The 25251-nt window shown below is 65.4% G+C and carries 23 protein-coding genes and 1 tRNA gene; 8 read left to right on the top strand and 16 right to left on the bottom strand.

The genetic code is table 11. The features are described from left to right. Positions 1-62: 62 nt before the first annotated feature. The 3 genes from OVO38_RS03235 to OVO38_RS03225 all read right to left on the bottom strand — a co-directional run bounded on the left by OVO38_RS03235 (position 63) and on the right by OVO38_RS03225 (position 3791). Positions 63-1040 (bottom strand): ribose-phosphate diphosphokinase, encoded by a 978-nt coding sequence (locus OVO38_RS03235; protein ID WP_095535692.1) that lies wholly within the window; start codon positions 1038-1040, stop codon positions 63-65. Positions 1041-1049: 9 nt separating this feature from the next. Continuing rightward, positions 1050-2489: a bifunctional UDP-N-acetylglucosamine diphosphorylase/glucosamine-1-phosphate N-acetyltransferase GlmU gene (gene glmU, locus OVO38_RS03230; RefSeq protein WP_095276884.1), complete on the bottom strand. Its 1440-nt coding sequence runs from the start codon at positions 2487-2489 to the stop codon at positions 1050-1052. Positions 2490-2555: 66 nt separating this feature from the next. After that, positions 2556-3791: an MFS transporter gene (locus tag OVO38_RS03225; RefSeq protein WP_267207741.1), complete on the bottom strand. Its 1236-nt coding sequence runs from the start codon at positions 3789-3791 to the stop codon at positions 2556-2558. An 80-nt stretch (positions 3792-3871) separates the two neighbouring features. Here OVO38_RS03225 and OVO38_RS03220 point away from each other — a divergent pair, with 80 nt between their 5' ends. Then, positions 3872-5329, top strand: a complete 1458-nt coding sequence (locus OVO38_RS03220) for a multicopper oxidase family protein (protein ID WP_233125716.1) — start codon at positions 3872-3874, stop codon at positions 5327-5329. Here OVO38_RS03220 and OVO38_RS03215 read toward each other — a convergent pair. Next, a complete protein-coding gene (locus OVO38_RS03215; RefSeq protein WP_095276878.1) occupies positions 5304-7346 on the bottom strand; it encodes an acyltransferase family protein in 2043 nt (680 codons plus the stop codon). The two genes, OVO38_RS03220 and OVO38_RS03215, sit on opposite strands and share 26 nt — an antisense overlap. 269 nt (positions 7347-7615) lie before the next feature. Here OVO38_RS03215 and OVO38_RS03210 point away from each other — a divergent pair, with 269 nt between their 5' ends. Together OVO38_RS03210 and mfd are read left to right on the top strand one after the other, a co-directional pair. Then, entirely contained in the window at positions 7616-8299 is a 684-nt protein-coding gene (locus OVO38_RS03210; RefSeq protein WP_267207740.1) for a TetR/AcrR family transcriptional regulator, read from the top strand. Beyond that, entirely contained in the window at positions 8296-11928 is a 3633-nt protein-coding gene (mfd, locus tag OVO38_RS03205) for a transcription-repair coupling factor (RefSeq protein WP_095547093.1), read from the top strand. The genes OVO38_RS03210 and mfd overlap by 4 nt, the downstream gene beginning before the upstream one ends. Positions 11929-12341: 413 nt before the next feature. Here mfd and OVO38_RS03200 read toward each other — a convergent pair whose 3' ends face one another. Continuing rightward, positions 12342-13226 carry an NgoMIV family type II restriction endonuclease gene (locus tag OVO38_RS03200; RefSeq protein ID WP_095276872.1) on the bottom strand — a complete coding sequence of 295 codons (885 nt, stop codon included), beginning with the start codon at positions 13224-13226 and terminating at the stop codon, positions 12342-12344. After that, positions 13223-14248 carry a DNA cytosine methyltransferase gene (locus tag OVO38_RS03195; RefSeq protein ID WP_095547094.1) on the bottom strand — a complete coding sequence of 342 codons (1026 nt, stop codon included), beginning with the start codon at positions 14246-14248 and terminating at the stop codon, positions 13223-13225. Before OVO38_RS03195 ends, OVO38_RS03200 begins: the two co-directional genes overlap by 4 nt. 156 nt (positions 14249-14404) lie before the next feature. Here OVO38_RS03195 and OVO38_RS03190 point away from each other — a divergent pair. Next, positions 14405-14478 (top strand) — tRNA-Leu (locus OVO38_RS03190). A 4-nt stretch (positions 14479-14482) separates the two neighbouring features. Here OVO38_RS03190 and OVO38_RS03185 read toward each other — a convergent pair. The 6 genes from OVO38_RS03185 to OVO38_RS03160 are packed head-to-tail and all read right to left on the bottom strand — an operon-like array spanning position 14483 to position 19393. Then, a complete protein-coding gene (locus OVO38_RS03185; protein ID WP_143340297.1) occupies positions 14483-15289 on the bottom strand; it encodes a hypothetical protein in 807 nt (268 codons plus the stop codon). A gap of 27 nt (positions 15290-15316) precedes the next feature. Beyond that, positions 15317-16873, bottom strand: a complete 1557-nt coding sequence (gene crtI, locus OVO38_RS03180; RefSeq protein WP_267207739.1) for a phytoene desaturase family protein — start codon at positions 16871-16873, stop codon at positions 15317-15319. Positions 16874-16909: 36 nt separating this feature from the next. Continuing rightward, positions 16910-17668: an SDR family NAD(P)-dependent oxidoreductase gene (locus OVO38_RS03175; RefSeq protein ID WP_267207738.1), complete on the bottom strand. Its 759-nt coding sequence runs from the start codon at positions 17666-17668 to the stop codon at positions 16910-16912. Positions 17669-17712: 44 nt separating this feature from the next. Next, positions 17713-18288, bottom strand: a complete 576-nt coding sequence (locus OVO38_RS03170) for an FAD-binding domain-containing protein (RefSeq protein WP_267207737.1) — start codon at positions 18286-18288, stop codon at positions 17713-17715. After that, positions 18285-18380, bottom strand: a complete 96-nt coding sequence (locus OVO38_RS03165; protein WP_205691175.1) for a deoxyribodipyrimidine photo-lyase — start codon at positions 18378-18380, stop codon at positions 18285-18287. The genes OVO38_RS03170 and OVO38_RS03165 overlap by 4 nt, the downstream gene beginning before the upstream one ends. Positions 18381-18400: 20 nt before the next feature. Continuing rightward, on the bottom strand, positions 18401-19393 hold the full coding sequence (locus tag OVO38_RS03160) for a suppressor of fused domain protein (protein WP_267207736.1): 993 nt from the start codon (positions 19391-19393) through the stop codon (positions 18401-18403). 116 nt (positions 19394-19509) lie between these two features. Between OVO38_RS03160 and OVO38_RS03155 the strand changes: the two genes are divergently transcribed. Continuing rightward, a complete protein-coding gene (locus OVO38_RS03155) occupies positions 19510-20313 on the top strand; it encodes a Bax inhibitor-1/YccA family membrane protein (protein WP_095548446.1) in 804 nt (267 codons plus the stop codon). 91 nt (positions 20314-20404) lie between these two features. Here the strand turns inward: OVO38_RS03155 and OVO38_RS03150 are convergent, their stop codons facing one another. The 3 genes from OVO38_RS03150 to OVO38_RS03140 form a co-directional block, all read right to left on the bottom strand. After that, positions 20405-20920: a hypothetical protein gene (locus tag OVO38_RS03150; protein WP_095548445.1), complete on the bottom strand. Its 516-nt coding sequence runs from the start codon at positions 20918-20920 to the stop codon at positions 20405-20407. Between the two features lie 68 nt (positions 20921-20988). Next, positions 20989-21507 (bottom strand): transcription elongation factor GreA, encoded by a 519-nt coding sequence (gene greA / locus OVO38_RS03145; protein WP_095276849.1) that lies wholly within the window; start codon positions 21505-21507, stop codon positions 20989-20991. 126 nt (positions 21508-21633) lie between these two features. Continuing rightward, entirely contained in the window at positions 21634-22119 is a 486-nt protein-coding gene (locus OVO38_RS03140) for a DUF4307 domain-containing protein (RefSeq protein ID WP_244213318.1), read from the bottom strand. Positions 22120-22252: 133 nt separating this feature from the next. On the opposite strand from OVO38_RS03140, the gene mca reads away from it, so the two are divergent. From mca to OVO38_RS03125, 3 genes are read left to right on the top strand one after another with little or no spacing between them, the layout of a single operon-like run. After that, a complete protein-coding gene (mca, locus tag OVO38_RS03135) occupies positions 22253-23113 on the top strand; it encodes a mycothiol conjugate amidase Mca (protein ID WP_095535681.1) in 861 nt (286 codons plus the stop codon). After that, entirely contained in the window at positions 23110-23424 is a 315-nt protein-coding gene (locus OVO38_RS03130) for a hypothetical protein (RefSeq protein ID WP_095535680.1), read from the top strand. The genes mca and OVO38_RS03130 overlap by 4 nt, the downstream gene beginning before the upstream one ends. A 15-nt stretch (positions 23425-23439) precedes the next feature. Beyond that, complete coding sequence (locus tag OVO38_RS03125) at positions 23440-24228, top strand: isoprenyl transferase (protein WP_267207735.1); 789 nt, start codon at positions 23440-23442, stop codon at positions 24226-24228. A 16-nt stretch (positions 24229-24244) separates the two neighbouring features. Here the strand turns inward: OVO38_RS03125 and coaA are convergent, their stop codons facing one another. Next, positions 24245-25180, bottom strand: a complete 936-nt coding sequence (coaA, locus tag OVO38_RS03120; protein WP_233125438.1) for a type I pantothenate kinase — start codon at positions 25178-25180, stop codon at positions 24245-24247. Positions 25181-25251 lie beyond the last annotated feature (71 nt).

Raw genomic sequence — 25251 nt, 5'->3', positions numbered from 1 at the left:
ATTGCGGCCCCCGTACCGGCGTGCGGTCACGGGGGCTTATGGGAAAGTACGGCGGTGGGCTACTACGCCTGGCCCTCGAAGAGGGTGGTCACCGAGCCGTTTTCGAAGATCTCGCGGATCGTCTTGGCCAGCAGCGGGGCGATGGACAGCACCGTCAGGTTCTTCCAGCCCTCGGTGGACTGCGGCAGGGTGTCGGTGGTGATGACCTCCTCGGCGCCGCACTGGCTCAAGCGCTCGCGTGCCGGGTCGGAGAACACGCCGTGGGTGCAGGCGATGACAACGGACTTCGCGCCCGCCTCCTTCAGCACGCCGACGGCGCCGGCGATGGTGCCGCCGGTGTCAATCATGTCATCCATGAGGATGCAATCTTTGCCCTTGACGTCGCCGACGACGCGGTTGGACACGACCTTGTTCGCGGCGTCGATGTCGCGGGTCTTGTGCACGAACGCCATCGGGGCGTCGCCCATCGCGTTCGCCCACTTCTCCGCAGTCTTCACACGGCCGGCGTCGGGGGAGACCACGACCAGGTTGTCCATCGGGTACTTGGATTTGATGTAGTCCACCAGGATGGGCTGGGCGTGCATGTGGTCGACCGGGCCGTCGAAGAAGCCCTGGATCTGGTCGGTGTGCAGGTCCACGGAGACAATGCGGTCGGCGCCGGCGGTGGTGAGCAGGTCCGCGATGAGGCGGGCGGAGATCGGCTCGCGGCCGCGGTGCTTCTTGTCCTGGCGGGCGTAGGGGTAGAACGGCAGGATCGCGGTGATGCGCTTCGCGGAGCCGCGCTTGAGCGCGTCGATCATAATGAGCTGTTCCATCAGCCACTTGTTCAGCGGCTGCGCGTGCGACTGCATGACAAAGCAGTCGGCGCCGCGGACGGACTCCTCGAAACGGATGAAGATCTCCCCGTTTGCAAAGTCGCGGGCGGTGGTGGGAACGAGGTCAATACCGAGCTCGTTGGCCACCTGGTTCGCCAGCGCCGGGTGGGCGCGGCCCGAAAAGACCTTGAGGTCCTTGTGGCTTTCGGTTGAGTATCCAGTCATTGCGATCCTTTAGCTCTCGCGTGCGTTCTTGGCAGCCTTCGCAGCATCGGTGTCCGGGCGGCGCTTTTCCACCCATCCCTCGATGTTGCGCTGGCGGCCTTCCTTGATGGCGAGTGCGCCTGCAGGCACATCTTCCGTTACCACTGTACCCGCGCCGGTGTAGGCGCCATCACCGATGTTCACCGGGGCGACAAACATGGTGTCGGACCCGGTGCGGCAGTAGTCGCCAATCGTGGTGTGGTGCTTGTTCACGCCGTCGTAGTTGGCAAAGACGGAGGAGGCGCCGATGTTGGACTCGCGGCCCACGGTGGCGTCGCCGATGTAGGTGAGGTGCGGGACCTTGGAGCCCTCGCCGATCTTCGCGTTCTTGGACTCGACGAATCCGCCGAGCTTGCCGCGCGCGCCCAGCTCGGTGCCGGGGCGGATGTAGGTGAACGGGCCGACGGTTGCGTCCTCACCGATCACGCCCAGCTCGCCCTGGGTGCGCACGACCTTGGCGCCGGCGTGCACCTCCATGTCGGTCAGCGTGGTGTCCGGGCCGATCTCGGCGCGGTCGCCGATCGAGGTGGCACCCCACAGCTGCGTGTTGGGATAAATGATCACGTCCTGGCCGATCTCCACGTCTACGCCGATCCAGGTGGTCGCCGGGTCGACCACGGTGGCGCCCCCGCGCATCGCCTTCTCCACCTGGCGGCGGTTCAGCTCCTTGCCGGCGGCAGCCAGCTGCACGCGGTCGTTCACGCCGGCCAGCTCGCGGGCGTCGGGCGCCACAAAGGCCGCGACGGTCTTGCCGTCGCCGCGGGCGATACCGAGCACGTCGGTGATGTACAGCTCGCCCTGTGCGTTGTCCGAGTTGATGCGGGTCAGCGCGTCGCGCAGCACGGCGCCGTCGAACGCAAAGACGCCGGAGTTGACCTCCTTGACGGCCTTCTGCTCGTCGTTGGCGTCCTTCTCCTCGACGATCTCGCGCACGTCGCCGGACTCGTCGCGGATGATGCGGCCATAGCCGGTGGGGTTCTGGAATTCCAGGGAGAGCACCGTCACGGCGGCCTGCGCCCGCTCGTGCTCGCTGATGAGCGCCTCGATGGTCTCCGGCTGCAGGAGCGGGACGTCGCCGTTGGTGACCACGACGGTGCCGTCGAAGTCCGGGATGGCGGTCAGGCCGCACTGGACCGCGTGGCCGGTGCCGTTCTGCTCCTCCTGCACCGCCTGGAGGATGGTGGTGTCCATCTCCTGGGCAATCTCGTCCACCGCCGGAGACACTTGGTCGCGCTGGTGGCCGACGACGGCGACGACGTGCTCCGGGTGCACGGAGGCTGCGGCATGCAGCGAGTGGGAGAGCAGGCTGCGCCCACCGATCTCGTGCAGCGTCTTCTGCTTCGTCGACTTCATGCGGGTACCGGCGCCTGCGGCGAGCACAACGACGGCGCACTGGGAGTGGTTTGGCACTCTTGGCTCCTTATGTATGGCTTTGAGTTGAGTAACTATCGTCCTGTTTACGTTAACGCATAACGCCTACGCGTTGCGGGCAGAGACATCCTTCAGGTTCGCGGCGGAGAACACACCAACGAAGCCGACGAGGGCCAGGAACACCAGCGTGGTCTGCGGTCCGAGCACCGAGATCGCCGAGGAGATCGCGCCGACCACCAGCAACACCACGCCCATCACGGTGTTCGCGGCCCCCGTGATCATCGTGCGGCGGTCGCCGTCCGCCATGTCCACCAGGTACGTCTTGCGGCTCACGCGCACGGCGGTGTGCGCCAGGTTGACCACGAAGAAGCCCAGCGGCATGATCCACGCGTTGGCGGCCGCGGGCAGCAGGTTTGCGCTCGCGACGAGCAGGAGCAGGCTTATCGACGCCACCGCCGCCGCCCAAGCCATCGTCGTCTTCGACGACTTATCGGACCAGATGCCGGAGATGCGCCCACCAATGAGCGCCGCGCCGCCGGAGGCAATGATGAACGAGCCCAGGTTGGAGAGGTTCGCGCCCTCCGATTGCGCCAGCACCACGATAAAGGGGGTGGACAGGGCGGTGACCAACATCAGCGAGCGCACGACGAGGAATTTTTGCAGCTGGCGGTCGCCCTTGACCAGGTCATACGTGGCCTTCGCCCAGTTGCTGTCGGTCTTCGGAGTCGGCTCCTCGGCGGGCTCCTTGATCGTGCCAAAGACCAGCGAGGCGAACGCCCACGTGGACGCGCCGCCCGCCAGCAGCGCCACGATCACCCACCGGGGCAAGTCGTTGGGGAGAAAAGAGAGGAGAAGGCCGACGGCGAGGGTAAAGCCCCCGGACAGCGCGGCGGCGCGGCCCGTGATCCGGCCGCGGCGCCCCTTCTCAATGGTGCGCCCCTGCACGTCCTTGCCCGCGATGGAGCACAGCGCGCGGAACACCGCTTGCGCTGCGAGGAGGACGACGACTGCGGCGCCGAGGGCGGTGCCGTCGATAAGCATTGCACTGAGCGCGATCAAGCCTGCGGAGATCGCCTGGCCCCACGAGCCGATGAGCCAGGCGCGTTTGCGCTGCGCCTGCGAGGTGACCCACGGGCTGAGCGCGGCCTGGGGGAGCATCGAGCCGGACTCGCGGATCGGGACGAGGAAAGAGGTGAAGACGTGCGGCACGCCTGCCGCCGTGAAGAGCCAGGGCAGGACCGTTTTGGGGGCGACGATCTGGTCGCCGATGCCTTGCAGGCCGTTCGACCAGATGAACCTGCGCGCGTTGTACTCCTGATGTGGTTTCGGGCTGTTGCTCATGTGGGGAATAGTAGAGTTGAGGGGTGGCGTGCGCAGAATGAGGCGCACCAAACTTTTCGGCTGAGCAGGAGGCTTTGACCGTGGCACGCGGTATCAATCGGCGGACCTTTTTCCGGGGCATCGTCCTCTCGAGTGCGGCGGTACTCGCCGCTTGCGCGAGCGGGCAACCCACCCCGCGCGGGGCGAAAGAGGAGGCACGGCCCCTGCCTATCCCTCCGTTGGACCAGGGCCGGTTGGTCGGGGGAGCGCGCGAGTTCGAGCTGACCGCGCAGGAGGGGCACGCTGAGATCCTGCCCGGGGTGCGCACCAAGACCTGGGGCTTCAACGGCGATTTCCTCGGCCCGACCCTGTACATGCGCAACGGCGAGACCGTGCGGATGACGGTGCGCAACCAGGTGAGCGAACCCACCGTCGTGCACTGGCACGGCATGCACCTTCCCGCTGATGCGGACGGCGGCCCCGCGCTCGCCTTCGCGCCGGGGGAGCAGTGGCAGCCGGAGTGGACCGTGCGACAGGACGCCGCCACCCTCTGGTACCACCCGCACCCGCACGGGGTGTCCGCGCTGCACGCGTACCGCGGCCTCGCCGGAGGCATCGTGATTGCCGACGACGACGCGGACGCCCTCGGCCTTCCCAGTACCTACGGCGTGGACGACATCCCGGTGGTGATCACGGATGCCAAGTTCACCGACGACGGCCAGCTGGACGAGACGATCGACCCGACCTACGGCCTGCTCGGGGACACCCCGCTGATCAACGGCATTACGAAGCCGAAGCTGGAGGCCCGAGCGTCGCGGCTGCGGCTGCGCCTGCTCAACGGGACCACCATGCGGTTCCACAACCTCAGCTTTGGCACGCCGGTCCACGTCATCGCTACGGACCAGGGCTTGCTGGAGCGCCCCGTCGAGGTGGATTCGATCCTGCTCAGCCCGGGCGAGCGCGCCGAGGTCATCCTGGACCTTGAGGCGGGCAAGACCGCGAAGCTGCGCAGCATCGGGGTACCGGACGGCGGCGGACTCCCGGACGAGGAGGTGGCCAACGGCTTCGGGCTGGGCGACACGTTCGACCTGCTGGAAATCACGGGGCCTGCGTCCGGGAGCAGTGGGGACCTGCCGTCCTCGCTCGCTGCGGCGCCGGAGGTGAGCTCCGACGATGTCCAGGCAGCGGTGGAGCGAGAGTTCCGCCTCAACGGGTTCCAGATCAACGAGCAGTCCATGGACATGGACCGGATCGACTTTGTCATTGATAAGGAGGGGCCGGAGGTGTGGACCGTGACCAACGAGAACGCGGATTGGCCCCACAACTTCCACATCCACAACGCGCGCTTCCGCGTGCTCGGCGTGGAAGGCGGCGAGTTAGCGTTCACGGACGGCTGGCACGACACCGTCTACATCCCGCCGCTGGCCACGGTCCGCCTCTACGTGGACATCCCGTTCCTCCCCAACCCCGAGTACGCCTTCATGTACCACTGCCACATGCTGTTCCACGAGGACGAGGGGATGATGGGCCAGTTTAAGATTTTGGACCGTCCGCAGTAACCTCCGCGTCCTTCGGGATGTCGCTGGTCTCGATGCCTTGTGGGAATGCGTGGGACAGTGCTGAGGCGAAGTGCTTCCCGCGCGCGTCGTTGCCCGTGGCGTTGTAGTGCACCTCGTCTCCGGCCAGGAACCAATCCAGGTGGCCGCGGGCCTCGGACGCCCAGTCGTAGACCACGACGTCGCGACGCTCTGCCGCGACCTTGCGGAGTGCGTCGTTGAACTCCTGCATGTTCTCGTTGGAGTAGAAGCCGTTGCTCGGGTTGCCGGTGGCGGCGGTCGGCCACATGACGCGGTAGCCGTCGAGAAGCTCGAGCATCGTGCGAATGTTGGTCTCGATCTCGCCGGTGGTGTCGTAGCCGTAGGAGCGGGCGGCGTCCGCGTTGGCCGCGTCATTGACGCCGGTGGCGATCACCCAGCAGGTGTCCTCACCGGGCACGCCCATGTTTTGGAGCTGCTGGACGGACTCGATGGCAGACGGATAGTTTTCGCCGTTGCCGCTAAACCCTTGGTTGGTGGCGCGAGCGCCGAAGACGCTCGTCTCGACGCTGTCCGCCCCGGCGTCCAGGTAGCGGTCGATCGCGGTTTCCGCGCCCTCGGGGAGCTGGCCGGGGTCGAACATGCCGATTGAGGTGGAATCGCCCACGTGGATGACCTGGCCGCAGGCGGTGGTGACGTCTGCGGCCTGGTCGCTCCACGACGCCGCCTGCTCAGTGGTAGTCATAGATTCGGTCGTTTCCTCGGCCTCCTGTTCCCTGTGACCGCTGCTCTTCGCGGAGTTGGGCAGCGCCATCGCCGGCTTCGCGGGGCTGCCGGTGTCCGTGGCGAACAGGGCGGGGATGCCGATGGCGATCACGCTGATCAACGTCACCGTGGACCCCAGCGATACTGGGCGCAGCGCCTGCAGCGGCTTCGTCTTGTACGCCTTGAGTGGGCCGAACACACCGTGGCGGCGGATCGGGTTTTCAAACAGGGTCCAGCTGAGCGCTGCGAGCGCCACAGACAAACCGACGGTGAGCACGGAGGCCCAGAACAGGTGCTCCTGCAGCCACGTATCCGGCATGAAGTAGATGACCGGCATGTGCCACAGGTAGATGCCGTAGGAGCGTTCGCCGATCCAGCGCAGCGGCTCCCAGCCGAGGATCGCGGGCCAGGGGCCGCGCGTGCCCAAAACGGCGTAGATGGCCAGGACAGTCGCCGCGTTGAGCAGGAGGATGCCACCCTTGTACAGGAACATGTTCTCCTGGGCGACCACCATGCTCAGCGCGATGATGCCGGCAAAGCCGACTGCGCCGACGAGCGTGCCGGCCACCGGTGAAGCAGCCACCTGCTTCCCGGCGTTGCGGCGCGCAGCGACGATGATGGCGAGCGCCGCGCCCAACAGCAGGCCGCCGGCGCGGGTGTCGGTGCCCTCGTAAATGCGGGTCGGGTCCACGTCGGGTGTGGCCAGTGCCCACATCCACCCGAAGGAGGCGGCGGCGAGGAGGACGGTGGCGGTGGCGACGAACCAGGGGCGGCGCAGCACCTTGAGCAGGACCCAGAGCAGGAGCGGCCACAGGAGGTAGAACTGCTCCTCGATGGCAAGCGACCACATGTGGTCGAGCGGGCCGGGCCCGTTGAACTGGTCAAAATAGGACGTCCCGGTGGCGATGTTGTGCCAGTTGTTCACGTAGAACACCGAGCTGATGGCCTCGAAGGCGCGGTCGCGCAGGTGCTCGGCGTCGAAGGCGACCGAGAGGAGCAGGACCGTCAGGACGGTGGCCAACATCGCCGGCGCGAGACGACGGAACCGGCGTAGCCAGAAGGTGCCCAGGTGCAGCGAGTTGTCGCGCAGGTGGCCGTTCATCAGGTTGAGCGTGATGAGGTAGCCGGAGAGCGTGAAAAAGACGCCGACGCCGAGTAGCCCACCGCCAAAGCCCGGGAGGTTCAGGTGGTACGCAATGACCAACAGCACCGCGATCGAGCGGAGCCCGTCGAGCGCAGGGACATACCGGGTTGAGCCGTGAATTGGGCGCGGCATAGGGGAGGCCTTCCGACTAGCTGTTAAAACAATGGCAGTGTAGTCGGAAAAGGATTAAATTTACTATTTGAGCCACGCGAACCCGCTGCATAAAAAGCTTCCCCACCAGGACTCGAACCTAGAATGACGGTACCAAAAACCGTAGTGTTGCCGATTACACCATGGGGAATGACAAGAAGATAGTCTAGCGTATTGCGCGCGATTCCATAAAATGTCTCCAGCGGTGAGGCCTCGACGGGTGCGGGCCGCGCGGACGTAAAGTAGTACGCATGGCTCGTCAGCGAATGACCGGCAAACAGCGCCGGGACCAACTCATTGCCGTGGGCTGCGCCGCCTTCGCGGAGCGCGGCCTCGACGGCATCTCGGTGGAGGAGCTCGCCAGCCGGGCCGAGGTGTCCAAGCCGGTCGTCTACGAGCACTTCGGCGGCAAGGAGGGGCTCTACCGCGCCGTCATCGACGTGGAGATGCAGAAGCTGGAAACGCGGATCTCCGCGGTGATCCAGGACGGGCGGTGGCGCGAGCGCATCGAGAAGGGGGTGGTCGCGGTGCTGGAGTACGTCGAGGAGGAAACTGACGGGTTCATCATTATCGTCCGCGGCCAAGCGCCGGGGGAGGAGCCCACCTACACCACGCTGCTCAGCCGCGTCACCTCGCAGGTCTCCGCGCTGTTAGCGCAGGCGTTCCGCCAGCGTGGATTAGATGACTCGGTTGCGGCGTTGTACGGTCAGGCGCTGGTCGGCACGGTGTCCAACACCGCGCTGTGGTGGCTGGACGAGCGCCAGCCGGACAAGTACACCACCGCCGCCCATATCGCCAACATGTGCTGGAACGGGCTCCGCGGCCTGGAAGCGCAGCCCCACATCGTGCCGTATGAACTTTCGGCTTCGGGTGGGGGCGGAGAAGGTGGCGTCGACAAGCACTACAAGCCCACGGATGGGGAGAAGGACGAATGACACAGGACACCGTGCCCGCGCTTGGCGGGCTGCTCACCATGGCCATGACCGACCCCAAGCTCAAGGGGCTGGTGGCCAACGTAGGGATGGATTCGCTGCATGTGACGGGGCTGGACCAGGCGCGCGCCTGGGCGGCCGGGGCGATCGCGCGCGAGGTGCCGCTGCTGCTCATTACCGCCACGGGGCACGAGGCGGAGGACCTCGCTGCGGAGCTCAAGGCGCTGCTCGGCGAGGCGAAGGTGGGGCATTTCCCCGCCTACGAGACGCTGCCGCACGAGCGGCTCTCGCCCGCGCCGGACGTGGTGGGGCGGCGCTCGAAGGTGCTGTGGGAGATGCCGCGGGTGATCGTGGCCGCCGCGCGCGCCGCGTGCCAGCCCGTCCTCCCCGCGCCGGAGCCGATCCGGATCGAAGCCGACCGCGAGTACGACTTTTCCCAGCTCACCGAGCGGATTTCCTTGTTCGGCTACGAACACGTGGACATGGTGGCTAAGCGCGGCGAGTTTGCCACCCGCGGCGGCCTCATCGACATTTTCCCCACCACCGCCGAGCAGGCCGTCCGCATCGAGTTCTGGGGCGATGAGGTCACCGACCTGCGCAGCTTCTCCGTCGCGGACCAGCGCACCATCGACGAGGTCGCGGCCGTCGAGGTGTTCCCCGCCAGGCAGTTGCTTATCGACGCCACCGTGTCCGCCAAAGCCGACGAGCTTGCCAGGAAGTTCCCGTCCAACCCGACCCTGGTGCAGCTGCTCACCCGCGTGTCCGAGGGCATCCACGCCGACGGCATGGAGGCGCTCATCCCCGCGCTCACCGAGCAGAAGTACGCGGCGCTGCCGGAGCTGATGCCGTCCGGCGCGATCGTGATGGTGACCTCCCCGGAGAAGGTGCGCACCCGCATCGCCGATCTGGAGGCGACTGACCACGAATTCCTCGAGGCCGGCTGGGAGGCCGCCGCCATGGGCGCTGAGGGACCCGTCGCCGTGGAGGGCCTCGACTTGTCCGCATCCTCCTTCCGTTCCTACGAGTCGCTGGAGGTTTCCGCGCGCAACGCGGGGGCGGCGTGGTGGACCTTCGCACCGCCCGGCATGTTCGCCGCGGACGACACGGAGACGCTCCCGCTCGAGTTCGACCCCGCGCCCGCGCCGAAGGGCGACCCGAAGAAGATTGAGAAGCTCTACGCCACCCTGAAGCTGCACGTGCAGCAGAACCACGGCAAGGTCGCCTTCGTCGCCCCGGCGAAGGGCTCCGTGGAGCGCACCGCGGAGCGCCTGCGCGAGCACGGCGTGTCCGCGCGCATCGCCACGCCGGGGCTCGAGCCCGTCGACGGCGCCGTGACCCTCTACCAGGCGCTCAGCCACGCGGGCATGGTGTTCCCGGGCCCGAACCTGGTTGTGGTGACCGAGACGGACGTGACCGGCAACAGGGTCGGCGACATCGCCGGCGCCAAACGCCGCGCCCCGCGCCGCCGCAACCGCGTCGACCCGCTCGCGCTCACGCCGGGCGACTTTGTCGTCCACGACACACACGGCATTGGCAAGTTTGTGAAGATGGCCGAGCGCACCATCAAGACGGGCGATGAGGACTCGCGGCGCGAGTACATCGTGCTGGAGTACCAGCCCGCCAAGCGCGGCCAGCCCGGCGACCAGCTGTGGGTCCCCATGGAATCGCTGGACCTGCTGAGCAAGTACACCGGCGGCGAGGCCCCGCGCGTGAGCAAGATGGGCGGCTCGGACTGGAAGAACACGAAGCGCAAGGCCCGCGCGGCCGTGCGCGAGATCGCCGGCGAGCTCATCGAGCTCTACGCCAAGCGCCAGGCCGCGCCGGGCCACGCCTTCGCCCCGGATACCCCCTGGCAGCAGGAGATGGAAGACGCGTTCCCGTTCGTGGAGACGGAGGACCAGATGGCGGCCATCGACGCGGTCAAGGACGACATGGAGAAGCCGACGCCGATGGACCGCGTCATCGTCGGCGACGTCGGGTTTGGCAAGACCGAGGTAGCCGTCCGCGCCGCGTTCAAGGCCGTGCAGGACGGCAAGCAGGTCGCGGTACTCGTGCCGACGACGTTGCTGGCCCAGCAGCACTACAACACCTTCGCCGGCCGCATGGACGGCTTCGGGGTGACGGTCCGTGAGCTGTCCCGCTTCACCTCAGCCAAGGAGGCGAAGGAGATCACGGGCGGGCTTGCCGACGGCTCCGTGGACGTAGTCATTGGCACCCACCGCCTGCTCACCACCGGCGTGCAGTGGAAGAACCTCGGCCTGATCATCGTGGACGAGGAGCAGCGCTTCGGCGTGGAACACAAGGAGCACATCAAGGCCCTCAAATCCCACGTGGACGTGCTCACCATGACGGCGACGCCGATCCCGCGCACCCTGGAGATGAGCTTGACCGGCATCCGCGAGATGACCAGCATCACCACGCCGCCGGAGGACCGCCACCCGGTGCTCACCTACGTGGGCCCGCAAGAGGACAAGCAGGTTGCCGCGGCGATCCGACGCGAGCTGCTGCGCGACGGCCAGGTCTTCTACATCCACAACAAGGTCTCCGACATTGAGAAGACCGCCCGCTCCCTGCGCCAGCTCGTGCCGGAGGCGCGCGTGGTGGTGGCTCACGGGCAGATGAGCGAGCAGGTGCTCGAGCAGACCGTGCAGGGCTTCTGGGACCGCGAGTACGACGTGCTGGTGTGCACCACCATCGTGGAGACCGGCCTGGACATCGCCAACGCGAACACGCTCATCGTGGAAAATGCCCAGAACATGGGCCTGTCGCAGCTGCACCAGCTGCGCGGGCGCGTGGGGCGCTCCCGCGAGCGCGGCTACGCCTACTTCCTCTACCCGAAGGAAAAGACGCTTACAGAGACCTCCTATGACCGCCTGGCCACGATCGCCCAGCACAACGACCTGGGCGCGGGCATCGCGGTGGCGCAGAAGGACTTGGAGATGCGCGGCGCCGGCAACGTGCTGGGCGCCGAGCAGTCCGGCCACATCGCCGGTGTCGGCTTTGACATGTACGTCCGGCTCGTCGGCGAGGCGGTCGAAACGTTTAAGGCCATGATGGACGGCGGCACCGTCGACGGCACCGACCAGGGCCCCAAGGAGATCCGGGTCGATTTGCCTGTCGACGCCCACATCCCGGAAACCTACGTCAACGCCGAACGCCTACGCCTGGAGATCTACCGCAAGCTCGCCGAGGCGCGCGAAGAACAGGACCTCGCGCGCGTCGCCGAGGAAATGGTGGACCGCTTCGGGCCGATGCCGGTCGAGGTGTCGCGCCTGATGGCCGTGGCGCGGCTGCGCCACCAGGCGCGCAAGGCCGGGGTCTCCGACATCCTGGTGCAGGGCACGCGCATCAAGTTCCACCCCGTGGAGCTGCCGGACTCGAAGCAGGTGCGGCTCAAGCGCCTGTACTCGGGGGCGAACTACCGCGCCGCCGCGAAGACGCTCCAGGTGCCGATGCCGCGCGAGTCGAAGGCCATCAACAGCCCGAATCTGCGCGACGTGGAACTCGTCCAGTGGGTGGCGGACTTCCTGTCCAGCATGTTCGATGTCGAGGAGATTGACGTCAACGGCCCCAAGCCTGCCGGAGGGAAAGGCAAGAAGGGCAAGAAGAAAGTCATCTCGGTCAGCGAGTAAGCAGCCGATTCGGGGAGATGGGCACCAAGAAAATGCTCCGCATTGGGGCCGGTGGTGACCGGGGAAAAGAACCGCCCGTTCGCTTCGTGGCAGGAGTAGTGCCATGCGCGTCTCGACTGTGCCAGAACGACGAGCCGTGACGACTGCCTTTCGTGACGCAGGAGTTCGCACCGAACGGGCGCAGGCGGAGTGGAACCAGGTTGCGGTGGATGCGCCCCTCGACGATGCCCTGAATACGAGGGCTGCAAGCGTTGGCGCCAGCCCGCCTCTTGCATGACGGCAGTCAGTTCAGCAGCAGGTGCCCGCGAATAGCGGATTGCGACTAACCACGAGCGCCTCCACTATGAAATGTGAGACCGAATGCTGCGCCGATGGGTACAGGGAAAGTGGACGCAGGGCTACTGAGCATTTAATTAGACCGAAAGATCAAGTGGAAGGTCAGCGATGTCACGCAGGCGGTCACCGTCTACCAAGGTATGCATTAATTCCTTGGCGTCGTCGCTTCCCTTCTCTTCAATCGCGATCATAAGCTCATTCAACGCAACGTGGTACACCATGTCGACGTCGCCAGTGCCCAGAGCAAGACTAGCTATCCTGCTCATCGTTGGTTCATTTGTGACAGCGATAATATGCGGAGACCGACCTTTTCGGTTTCTAATCAGATTGAGCGCTTCCGCACGCGTATTCTGAGATCGGTCGCTCCTCATTGTCCATTTGCAGGAGATGACAGCGTGCACATGCGCGGTGGGAGCCGCGCGGTTTGCAGCGCGTACAGGGGAGAGGGTTCCAGTGTGTTCATCGACGATGACACGGTCTTGATTTAGCACGTCGTCTGAGATTGCATTTCGGAGAACCAAAATATCCGGGGATATGACATAGTTGTTGCCCAGGGACGCGCCTAAGTCGGGGTTAAGGCGGATTGCTTCTGCCAAACTCGCAAGGTGCGTATATGGCTCATACACTGCGAGATGGTCTCTACGGCGTGAGCTGCCCACATTGAGGATGGACCAATCGCCCGGGCGCACAGATTGCATATAGGGGAACGTTGCTTCCAGGAATTCAGCAATGATGTGTTCGAAGCCCGCTCCAGCGCTCTGTCCAGGCTTTTTCTTGGCAGTGTGTGCATGGAGCTGTTCCGCGACGTGGAGAGAAAGCGCCCGGGACGATGACTGACTCTTGTCAGCGTTTGATGCGATCTTGCCAAGTGGTGTCTCCGCGATGGAAAGGGTGCCTGATTCAACAAGTTGCTGATGTAAGGCGCGGCGCGATGATGTAATTAAAGCTGGACGCGGTTTCATGATGATAGCTCCTCGAGTAACGGTGCGTTAGGGATGATCGCTGTGGCCGGGGAGAGGCCCTGCAGAGGCTCCTTTCGTAGTGCAGATGCAATTCGAACACCGATCGCGTGGGCCACAGGTGGTGGGAACGCGTTCCCCACCTGTTTCCACGCCGCAGTCTTGCCCCCCTCCCATTTCCACTCTGGAGGAAAACCCTGGATTACGGCGCCCATCTTCACGGTGAGGCGAGGTAAATTTTCAGAGAGATCGGTTGGAAAATCCGGGTGAGGAGGCTCTTCTGCGATACTTGTGCCACGGACGCCTAATTTCTTCCAAGCTTCTCGGGCTCGGGTTGGACCGACATCTGGTCCGCCGTGTTTCTTAGATCCGCCGACGAGAGTCGGCCCAATGGCGTTTGCCTGTAGCGCCCACCGTTTTGCGCCTGGCCAGCCGTTTGCACCCATAAGCGGTTCGAGAGCCTGCCCTACCGTGAGGCGGTTCTCGTATGGCGTTGGCCAGGCGAAATACTCGGCATACTCCTCTTTCAGTGCAACCAAAATGAATCGCGGCCGAAGTTGGGGAACTCGATAGTCTGCAGCAGTAACGAGTTCCCAGTACGACTGGTAGCCAAGCTCTGCGAGTTGGTTGACGAGTTTATCTCTGTAGGCCGCAAAACGAGGCTGCGCCAGTCCCTTAACGTTCTCCAGCAATACTGCCTTCGGGTTTGAGCTAGCGATGAGTTCGATCGCGCGAGGGAATAGATCGCGTTCATCGTCTTGACCTAATTGCTTTCCCGCGATGGAGAACGGCGGGCAGGGGACACCACCTGCAAAGAGGTCGAGGTTGTCTGTGTAAGGGGAAATATCAAACTCTAAAACATCGTGGTGAATTACATTCCACTCCGGACGGTTCGAGCGAAGTGTTGCCACTGCGTGATCATCAATTTCCACTACAGCTCGGTGGTGAAAGCCTGCCTGCTCAAGACCGAGCGCTTGACCGCCAGCTCCAGCACAAATTTCTACCGAGGTGAGTTGTTTTTCCATCGTGAGACCTACTTTATATAGTGCTTACCGTTTGGGGTAATGAGTCTACTTTTGGAGCCAACACCAAGAGGGTGGAATCGAAAATATGTTCTTAATCTCAGGAGGGGTAGGCAATTCTTAGCGCGTCGGGGGTGCAGGGTACGATGACTGCCTGTTGCCCCTATAGCCCAATCGGCAGAGGCAGTCGACTTAAAATCGATTCAGTGTGGGTTCGAGTCCCACTGGGGGCACCGATTAGCTCACCGCGTCAACGGCGTCCTGCAGCAGCCGCGTGACCTGCTCCGGGTCCTCGCCGGAACCGGTGATTTGGACAACGGTGTTGCCAAAGCGGCCGTAGACCGTCTCTCCGGTGTAGGACATTGCGCCCTCGACGGTGGTTACGCCGGAGAAGGAATCGTCCGCGCCCTCAAATTTCAGGTCCGACTTCTCGTACGTGTTGTGGGAAGAGACGGCCTGCTCTCCGGTGCCGGACGTGATCGTGATGTCAGTGCAGTCGCCGCTGTAGACGTCGCTGCGCTTCAGCAGCGCCTTCGCGTCGTCCTCGTTGCCAAATTCCGCGACGACCAGGTCCACCGACGGACCGCTGGCCGGGTCTTGGCCCTCGGGCATCTCTGCCGGCTTGGACAGCAGGGTGGATTTCGAGTGCTTGGTCATGAGGTTGTCCAGGACCTTGGTCTCGTCGGAGAAGTCGCACTGCGGCGGATCCACGGTGACATCGCTGGGCGTCTCCATCGACTGGTCGTCGCCGCCCATCTGCTCGTAGAGCGCATTCAGGTCCGTTTCCTCCGCGGTGGGGTACTGCTCCTTGAACGCGGCGATGACCTTGTTGGCTTCCTCGCCGTACTCGGCGGGCGGCTCGCCGGTGCCTCGGTCTTCCGCCGGCGCAGCTTCCACGGGACTCTCAGTGCTCTCAGACGATGGGGACTCCTGCGATGCCGTTGCGCTCGTGTCGGTGCTGGTCGAGTCATCGGCCGAGCAGCCGGCAAGCGCCAGGCCCACCGAGGTCAGCAGTGTCGCGGCAATTACGGTGTGTCGTTTCATGCGCCCGACCATACGTGATCGACCCCGTCAGGTGGTAGGTAAAGGCCCAGAACTCTTGTCGCCGCGGAGCCGTTTCACCACGTTCTCGGCAGAAATGAGACACATCGGCACGCCTACCCCCGGCACCGTCGTCGCGCCCGCATAGTAGAGGTCGTCCAGTGTGCGAGACGCGTTGCGCCCGCGCAGAAACGCCGACTGCCGCAGCGTGTGCGCCGGGCCGATCGCGCCTCCGGACCACGCGCGGTAGCGGTCCGCGAAGTCTGCGGGCCCGACCGTCTTATGCACGACGATCCGCTCGCGCAGGTCCGGGATGCCGCACCACTCCGCGATCTGCGTCAGGGCAGCGTCGGCGATCGCTTCGACGCTTGTCGACGCCCCGCCTCCGTACGCATCTCCGCCCCCAACATCCGTCTGGGCGGGCACCGGGACGAGAACGAAGAGGTTCTCGTGCCCCTCGGGCGCCGTGCCGGGGTCCGTGGCCGACGGCTTGGATACGTAGATTGAGCGCGAGGCGCCCAGCGGACGCGCGTCGACGGGGCCGTCGAACACCGCGTCAAAATCCGTGCCCCACTCGCGGCTGAACAGCAGGTTGTGGTGCGCCAGCTGGGGCAGCGCTCCGCGCACCCCCAGGGTGAGCAGGACGGCGCTGACCCCGGGGTTGCGCTTGGCAAAATAGGGCTCGTCGTAGGTCCTCTTGTCCGCCGGGAGCAGGCGTGTTTCGGTGTGGTGGAGGTCGGCGGCGGAGACGGTGGCGTCGAAAAGCAATTGCTCCGTGCCAACGCGCACACCCGTGGCGCGGCCGCCGGAGTGCGTGATGGCGGTGACCTCCGTGCCGAGGCGGAAGCGGACGCCCTGCTCGCGGGCGATGCGGTAGATGGCGTCGACGACGGCGGCGAATCCGCCTAGCGGGTAGCGCACGCCCTGGGTGAGGTCGGTGTGGCTCATGAGGTGGTAGAGCGACGGGGTCTTCGACGGGTGCGACGACAGGAACACCGCCGGATAGGTGAGCATCTGGCGCAGGCGGACATCGCTGAAGCGGCGCGCCACGAAGCGGTCGAGCGGGGTGGTGAGGAACTTGGCCAGGTCGGCGTAGCCGGCGCGCACCTCCGGCGCGAGGAACGCGGCGGGGGAGGAGAATGTGGTGTAGAGGAAGTGGCGCAACGCCAGGTCGTAGGTGCGCTCGGCGGAGTCGAGGTATTCGGTGAGTTTCGCGCCCGCGCCGGGCTCGATGGACTCAAAAAGCGTCGCAGCGCGCGCGGGGTCCGCGGGGACGTCGAGTGGCGCCTGGCACTCGGGGAACAGGCGGTACGCGGGGTCCAGCGGAACGAGGTCGAGCAGCTCCTCCGTGCGGTAGCCAAAGAGCGCGAAGAAGTGGTCAAACGCGTCCGGCATGAGGTACCAGGACGGGCCCATGTCGAAGCGGAACCCGTCGAAGGTTTCCTCCCCGGCCCGCCCGCCAACTGCGTTCAAGCGCTCGAAGACGGTCACCTCGTATCCCTCGCGGGCCAGGAGCGCGGCGGTGGCGAGGCCGGCGAACCCGGCGCCGATCACGGCTGCGGTTGGGGTCGAGGCTGAAGTGGGCACGGGGAGTACACCTTTCTTTTTAGGGGGCTAGAAGGCCTAGAGAGCAGTGTATCCGCCGTCGACGAGGTGGTAGGAGCCGTTGACAAAGGAGGCTTCGTCGCTGAGCAGGAAGCGGACCATGGCTGCGACCTCCTCCGCGTGACCGAGGCGAGCCTGCGGGTGGCGGGCAATGAGCTGCTGGCGCATCTCCTCAGACAGGCGGTTGAGCAGCGGGGTGTCGATGTAGCCGGGGCCGACGGCGTTGCAGCGGATGCCCTTGGCGGCGTAGTCCGCGGCGATGGACTTGGTCAGCCCGATCACGCCGTGCTTCGCGGCGGCGTACGCCGCGATCCCGCCTTGACGGGCGACGGAGCCGTGGATGGAGGACATGTTGACAATCGCGCACGGGATTCCATCCTGCTGCGTAAGCATCTGATTGAGCTGGTAGTGGCAGCCGTAGGCGACGCCGTTGAGGTTGAGGTTGATGATTCGGTCCCAGTCCTCGAGTTTCTTCTCCGCGAGCGGGACTTGGTCACCGATACCGGCGTTGTTCACCGCGAGGTGGAGCGCGCCGAACGTCTCCACAGCGAACTTCACTGCTGCTTCGTTCTCTTGCGCGCTCGCGGCGTCCTGCTTGAGCGCGGCTGCGGTGCCGCCGGCCGCCTCGATGTCCTGGGCGACTGCACGGGCGGCGTCCTCGTTGATGTCGGCGACGACGACCTTCGCGTCGTTTGCGGCGAGGTCGGCGGCAACGGCCTTGCCGATGCCGGATGCTGCGCCGGTGACCAGCGCGACGCGGTTGTCAAAGATGCCCATAGGGATGTCCTTTCGGTGGAGGTGGATGGGATCTTCGCACCAGACTAATGATGCGCCGCGATGTCGTCGTAGGCCGCTAACGCCACCTTGCGGGATGCCTGTACATCCACCATCGGCCCAGGATAGGCGGGGGTACTCACCTCGGGTACCCAGCGGCTGACGTACGCGCCGTCAGGGTCGAACTTCTGCTGCTGCGTGAGCGGATTGAAGATAGGGAAGTACGGCACGCCCGTCTCCCCGCGCTGCCAGCGGGCGAGCTGCTCGAGGTGTTGCGCATCGGGGTCCATCTCTGGGTGCGCGACCGCGTGCCATACGGTCGCCGGGGGTGCAGTGAGCCGCAAGTGTTGCGCTCCACTCGGGCTCGTCCACGCTTGTCGACGCCCCCTCGACCCCCTCCAATCCCTCAACGGCAGGGGCGGGTGTGGGGGGAACGGAGGGGCGTCGAGAAGCATGCCCTGTGCCTTCTTGGAAAAGGGCGTGAATACGCGGTAGGGCGTGCCGGAAGCAGTGCGGACCTCCCAGGGCTCGGTGAGCAGGAAGCCGGGGTGCGAGACCGCGCCGGTGGCCTCCTTGACCTGCGCGTCGATGTCGGTGAGGTGGTAGCGGCGGTTCCACGTCACCGCGGCGCCCAAGCAAGCGCCGCATTGTCGTGCAGGCGCAGGTCGTCACGGAACCACACGAGGATGGTGGGGGCGATGGTGTCGTGGCTCATTGCACCGATGCTCGTGCGGTTTAGCGCTGCGTATCCACGACGTGCAACTCGAGCGGGGCGGTGACGAACCAGTACGTCCCCGGTTCCGCGTCCAGTTTGGCCAGGATTTCGTTGCGCACGTCCGGGGAGGTGGGCACGCGCAGGCCGTCCTCCTCTGCAGTGATGGCTCCTGGGAGGTCGGGGTCGAACAGCAGCCAGTTACGACCTGCGACCAGGGCGAAAGGCCTGCCGAAGGGGAGGCGGTGGCGCATGGCGCGTAGGATCGCGCGGGCGCCGTCGACGGAGACGTCGATACGCCCGGTGCCCTCGACACCGAGCAGCCGCGACTCGACGGCGCCCACGGTCGATCCCTCGCGGGCGGTGGCCGCGGTGACAATGCGGCGGGCGGCGCGGTGCGTGGCTACGTCCGCGCGCGCCGGATCGCTCAGCCCGAGGGGGAACGTGTCTCCGAGTACGCCCGTGAACTTCAGCGGGTCCCACGCCAGCGCGTCCTCGAGGTCGCGCGCGGTCAATCCCACGGCGTAGGTGAAGCGGACCACGGCCAGGCGCGAATCGACGACGCCAAGCAGCGGGTCCGCGACGAAGCTGAACGCGGAAAGCCGCGCGCCATCTGCGACCGGCGCGTGGAAGTCGAAGTAGTGGCCGGGCTCGATGGGGCGGCCAGTCCTCCGGATGTGGCGGACCAACCGGCCCAGCACCGCCGCGGGCCAACCCGGGGGAAGCGGCGCGCCGGCTGCGGGAACCCGGAGCGTCAGCTCGGTGTGCGTGCCGGCGAGCGGGAGCGAGGAGCGCACCGGCGCCAGACCGAACGTGCTGAACAGGTAGTGGTCCACCGGGTGGCTGATCCGAAAGGCCAGGATTTCCACGTCCCCGTACTGCGCAGCAAACGGGTGCGCATCCCCCGTGAGCTCGAGCAGCCGCTCGCGCACGGCGTCGCCTACCGCGGCGGGGCGAAACCGTTGCTGGTGGGCGCGGGAAAACAGCTCCGGCGCGCCCCATTCGGGCAGATGCATACTCACACTTTAGGCCCGTGTGCCGCGAGCTTCATACGCGGATGGGAACTATCTGGGAAGGTGGGGCGTTACATAAGGTGACACGGACGATGGACAAGGAAAGGAATGGAAACCAGATGCGAAGTAGCAATCCGGTACTGAAGAACTTGCCCCAGGCCCAGCAGCAGGGCTACGGATACGGGAGCAACGAGCACACCCCCTACGGTGGCGTCCAGACTGAGGCCCCGCGGGCCCCGCAGGACTCACAGCGCCCGATGACGGTGGATGACATTGTGTCGAAGACCGGCATCACCCTCGCGGTGATCGTCGCGTTCGCCGCGGTGAATTTCGCCCTGTGCATGGGCGTGAACCAAGGCATCGGCATGATCCTGACGTTCGTCGGCGGTATCGCCGCGTTCATCACTGTGCTGGTCCACTCGTTTTCCAAGAGCTTTGGCTCGCCGACCGTCACGCTGCTCTACGCGGCGTTTGAAGGCCTGTTTGTCGGCGGCTTCTCCTTCCTCATCGGCGGGACGGCCGGTGAGCTCATCTTCCAGGCAATCCTGGGCACGATCGGCGTGTTTATCGGCATGCTGTTTGTCTACCGCACTGGCGCGATCCGCGTCACCCCGCGCTTCAACCGCGCACTGACCGGCATGATCTTTGGTGTCGCCATCCTCGCGCTGGGCAACTTCCTGCTCGCCATGTTCACCGGTATCAACCCGCTGCGTGGTGACGGCGTGATGGCCATCATCTTCAGCCTCGTCTGCATCGTGATCGCCTCGCTGTCCTTCCTGCAGGACTTCGACCTGGCCGACAAGCTGGTGCGTTCCGGTGCGCCGGCAAAGGAGGCATGGGGCGTCGCCCTCGGCCTGGCAGTGACGCTCATCTGGCTCTACACCGAGATTCTGCGCTTCCTGTCCATCTTCAATGATGATTAATCACTGAATACCAAACGCGCCCGGCCCGCACCTTGCAAGGAATCAAGGTTGCGGGCCGGGCGCGTTTCGCGTGCCCTGAGGCGGGGCGAACTTACATGTCGCGCTCCGGGTACACCTGCGCGCCGTCCACGGTGATCGTGGTGTAGGCCAGTACGCCGTTGACAACCTCCGGTTCGGACAGGGAGACGGCGATGTCCTCCGGCTCCTGGCCCGGGGCCACGCGGGTGCCGGTGCCGGTAGCGGCGTCGGCCTCCCAGGAATCCCAGACGATGTCGCGCAGCAGGTTGCCCTGGTCGGTGCAATCCAGCACCAGCTCGGTCGGGCGCTCCAGCTCGACGGCGCCGCAGTTGGCGATGGTGGGGGTGCCGTCAGAGGCCGTGATAGTGGTCGGCTGCGCGGATGCGGTGCCAGACGCGGTAGCGGTGCCGGATGCAGCTGCGGTGCCGGACGGGGTCGCGCCGTAGGAAGCCAGCGAATCCGGGTCCTGGCTCTTCGCCGTGTCGACCTTCTCGGCGGAGTCAACCTGGTGCGGCGGGTGGCAGGCGGAGAGGGAAACTGCTGCCACGGCGAGCATGCCGGCCGCGGCCTTACGGGAAACGGAAATCACAGGTTTGATCCTTCAGTTAGTTCTAAGAGCGTGCAATAAAGCGGGGATGAGGCTGCGTGCTAGTGGTACTAGTCGCGCGGCGTGGAAGCCTTAACAGAATCATACGGCTCCGCGGAGAGAATCGTCACCGAAATCTCGCGGCCGTTCGGCGCGGTGTACTTGCGCGTATCGCCCTCGGAGGCGCCGACGACGGCTGCGCCAAGCGGGGAGTTCTCGGAGTAGGTCTCCAGGTCCTTGTTGTCGGTGGATGCAGCGCGGGTACCGATGAGGAAGGTCTCCTTATCGTTCTCGTCGCCGTTGTAGTACACGTGCACGACGGAACCGACGTGCGCGACGCCCTCGATGACGCCAGTGCGCTCGGTGGTGGAGTTGGCCAGCAGTTCGGAGATCTGCTTGATGCGGGCCTCTTCCTGGTCCTGCTGCTCACGAGCCGCGTCGTAGCCCGCGTTCTCCTTGAGGTCGCCCTCCTCGCGGCGCTCGTTGATCTCAGCAGCGATCACCGGGCGGTTATCAATCAGCTGCTGCAGCTCTGCCTCGAGCTTGTCCTTCATTTCCGGGGTGATGTACTGCTTTTGCGTCTCAGCCATGCGGAAAACCCTTCCCTCATACGTCAAAAACGAGCCCGCCTGTTTCCCAGGCCGGGCCCAGTCCGACGGATTACGTGGTCATACTCGTACAAATATACAGGCGGATCTTAACACACTGCCCGCAGGCTACCGGGCCGCGTAGTAGGCGCTTTCCGCGTCCATATAGTCCGGAATCTTCTCCGAGCACCCGTAGACGCGCCCCGACGCGAGATCGCCGCGCACCGGCATGTTAACGGCGAGTCGCTCCATTTCCTCGCCCCCCGCGGGGATGACCACTTCACGGCGACCGATCTCCGCGTGGTGGTAGTCCACCGCGGTGACGATGCAATAGGACGGCACGTCAGTATCTTCGCGGGTCACGTCGATCCACAGCCGCGAGGTCGAGTCATCGACCTTCTCCTGCGAAATGAAATCTGCGCTGATCGGCTGCGCGGACCGCTCGCTCATCACGCGTGCCACGGCAAAAATGGCAAAACCCACCAGCAGCACCGCAGCGATCGCCATGATGCGCCCGGGCAGTTTGCTTGTCGACGCCCCCGTGCCCCCTCCGTACCGCGTCCGCGAAGTACCGCCGTTGCCTGGTGCTGCGGGTGCATTCGAGGTAGTGGACACGGCGGCGACCTCTCCTTCTGGGTTAGCGGCGCGGGAGCGAACGATTGCTTCGCACTTGATGGTACTAAGATGGGCCGGAGTTGAAGCACTGCCCCCTACAAAAGTTGGAGTTCTCGTGACTGGTTTGCGGCTGATGGCAATCCACGCACACCCGGACGACGAATCGTCTAAGGGCGCGGCGACGATGGCGAAGTACGCGGCGGAAGGCAATCGCGTCAAGGTGGTCACCTGCACTGACGGCCGCCGGGGCGACATTTTGAACCCAGCTATGGATCGCCCGGGGGTGCTGGACAACCTCATCCAGGTTCGCGAGCAGGAGATGGCCCGCGCGGTTGACGCACTCGGCGTTGAGCACGAGTGGATGGGCTACCAGGACTCCGGGCTGCCGGAAGGGGACCCGCTGCCCCCGTTGCCAGAGGGGTCGTTCGCCGTGCAGGATCCGGAGGCGGTGGCGGCCAAGCTGGTGGCGTCGATACGCGCATTCCGCCCGCACGTCATTATCACCTACGACGAAAACGGTGGCTACCCGCACCCGGACCACATCATGGTGCACACGATTTCCATGCTGGCCTGGGAAAAGGCGGGCGATCCGGAGTTTGCGCCCGAGGCGGGCGAGCCGTGGACGCCGCTGAAGCTGTATTACAGCCACGGGTTTATCCTGCAGCGGATGCGTCTGCTGCAGGAGCGACTCTACGCGCAGGGCAAGCCGAGCCCGTACGAGCTGATGATTGCGCGCTGGGAGCAGAACCAGGCCGACGTGATGAGCCGCGTGACCACGCAGGTGGAGTGCGGCGAGTACTTCGCGCAGCGCGAGGCGGCGCTCACCGCGCACGCCACCCAGATCGACCCGGCCGGCGCGTTTTTGGCCAGCTCGGTGCAGGACCAGCGAGACGCCTGGCCCACCGAGGAGTTCGAGCTTGCGCAGACCAGGGTGAAAACGCACTTGCCGGAGGACGACCTGTTCGCCGGAATCGAGGAGGAGGCCGCGAAATGAGCATTGGGTTCACAGCATCGTTGACCGCGTCCGCGGTGAACGCGTCGAGCTACGTGCTCGCGCAGGCGCCCGCGGAGACCCCGGTGGGGCCGGACTTTGGCAAGGCATCGCCAATCGGCCTGCTCATCCTGGTGGTGTTGGCCGTAGTGATCCTCTCGCTCGGGTTTGCCTTCCACCGCCGCTACTCGCGGTTCCGGCGCCGCCAGCAGTTCGCCGAGGCGCACGGGATCGACCCGTTCGACCAGGAGGCGCTGGACGCCGCGATGCGCGAGGCCGGCGTGCTGGACCTCGGGAAGAAGCGTATTTTCTAAGCGCGGGCGCGCCACATGAGTAGAGTGAGGACTGTGACGTTGCTGGAGAAGATGCTGTACCCGCTGTACGAGCTGCGCTTGAAGCGCGAGCTGCGCGGCAAGAAGCGGCCCAAGCATATCGCTGTGATGGCGGACGGGAACCGTCGGTGGGCGCGCGAGGCCGGGCTGACCGACATCTCCCAGGGGCACCGGGCGGGCGGCGCGAAGATCGGCGAGCTGGTGCGCTGGTCCGCGGAAATGGACGTTGACGTGGTCACGCTCTACCTGCTCTCCACGGAGAACCTCCAGCGCACCTCCGAAGAGGTGGAGCTGCTTTTTGACATCATCTCTGACGTGATCGAGGACCTCGCGACGGAACACTATTCGTGCCGCGTGCGCCTCGTCGGCCACCTTGACCTGCTGCCGCCGGACGTGGTGGAGCGCATGCAGCGCTCCGCGGAGTCAACCACGGGGAAGGCGGGGCTGACCGTCAACATCGCCGTCGGCTACGGCGGGCGCCAGGAAATCGTGGACGCGGTGCGTTCACTCATCCGGGACGAAGCCGCCCGCGGCACCACGACGGACGCGCTGGCCGAGGCGGTCACGGTGGACTCGATCGGGGAGCACCTCTATACGTCGGGTCAGCCGGACCCCGACCTGGTCATCCGCACCTCGGGCGAGCAGCGGCTGTCCGGGTTCCTGCTCTGGCAGGCCGCCTACTCCGAAATCTGGTTTACGGATACGTACTGGCCCGCGTTCCGCAAGATCGACTTCCTGCGCGCGCTGCGCGAGTACTCCCAGCGGTCGCGTCGGTTCGGGAAGTAGGGGGCGCTGACAAGCGCTACAGCTTGCGCATGCGTACGCGCTGCACCGTGTGGTCGAAGCCCTTGCGCAGCACAAGCGAGGCGCGGGGGCGCGTGGGCAAGATGTTTTCCACCAGGTTCGGCAGGTTGATGGTCTGCCAGATTTCGCGGGCGCGGTGGGTCGCCTGGGCATCATCAAGCTGGGCGTAGTCGGCGAAGTGGGCGCCCGGCTCGCGGAACGCGGTGTGGCGCAGCTTGAGAAAGCGCGAGATGTACCAGTGCTCGATGTGCTCGACCGAGGCATCCACGTAGATTGAGAAGTCGAACAGATCCGAGACCATGAGCGTGGGGCCGGTCTGGAGGACGTTGAGGCCCTCGAGGATGAGGATGTCGGGCTGGCGGACCTCGATGTACTCACCGGGCAGGATGTTGTACGCCGTGTGCGAGTAGATGGGCGCCTTGACCACGGGCTGGCCGGACTTGACCTCAGTGACAAAGCGCATGAGGTTGCGGCGATCGTAGGATTCCGGGAAGCCCTTGCGCGACATGAGGTTGCGCTCCTGGAGGACCTCGGTGGGGTAGAGGAACCCGTCCGTGGTGATCAGGTCCACGCGGGGGTGCGACTCCCAGCGCTGCAGCAGGAGTTGGAGCACGCGCGCAGTGGTCGACTTGCCCACGGCCACCGAACCGGCCAGGCCGATGATGAATGGGACGTGGCCGGGGTCGCCGCCGATGAAGGTCTCGGTGGCGTTGGTGAGCTTCTGGCGGGCGCGGACCTGGAGGTGGATGAGACGCGATAAGGGGAGGTAGATGTCCTCGACCTCCTGCAAGTCAAGGTTTTCGCCGATACCGCTGAGCTTCTCCGCCTCCTCGGCGGTGAGCACCTGCGGCATCGTCGCGCGGCGCTCGCGCCAATCCTGGCGGTGGAAGTCCAGATAGGGGCTTGAGTCCGCTCCCCGTACACCTTGAGCCATGGGCCCCATTGTTCCACTCGCTGGAACACTGCTCGCGCTCAGGGCAGGGCTTGAAGAGGGCTTGAAGAGGG

The sequence above is a fragment of the Corynebacterium sp. Marseille-P8863 genome, assembly GCF_946902955.1.
GTDB classification, from domain to species: domain Bacteria; phylum Actinomycetota; class Actinomycetes; order Mycobacteriales; family Mycobacteriaceae; genus Corynebacterium; species Corynebacterium gottingense.
Note: the sequence above shows the minus strand (reverse complement) of the source record. Positions and strands in the feature narration are given on the sequence as shown.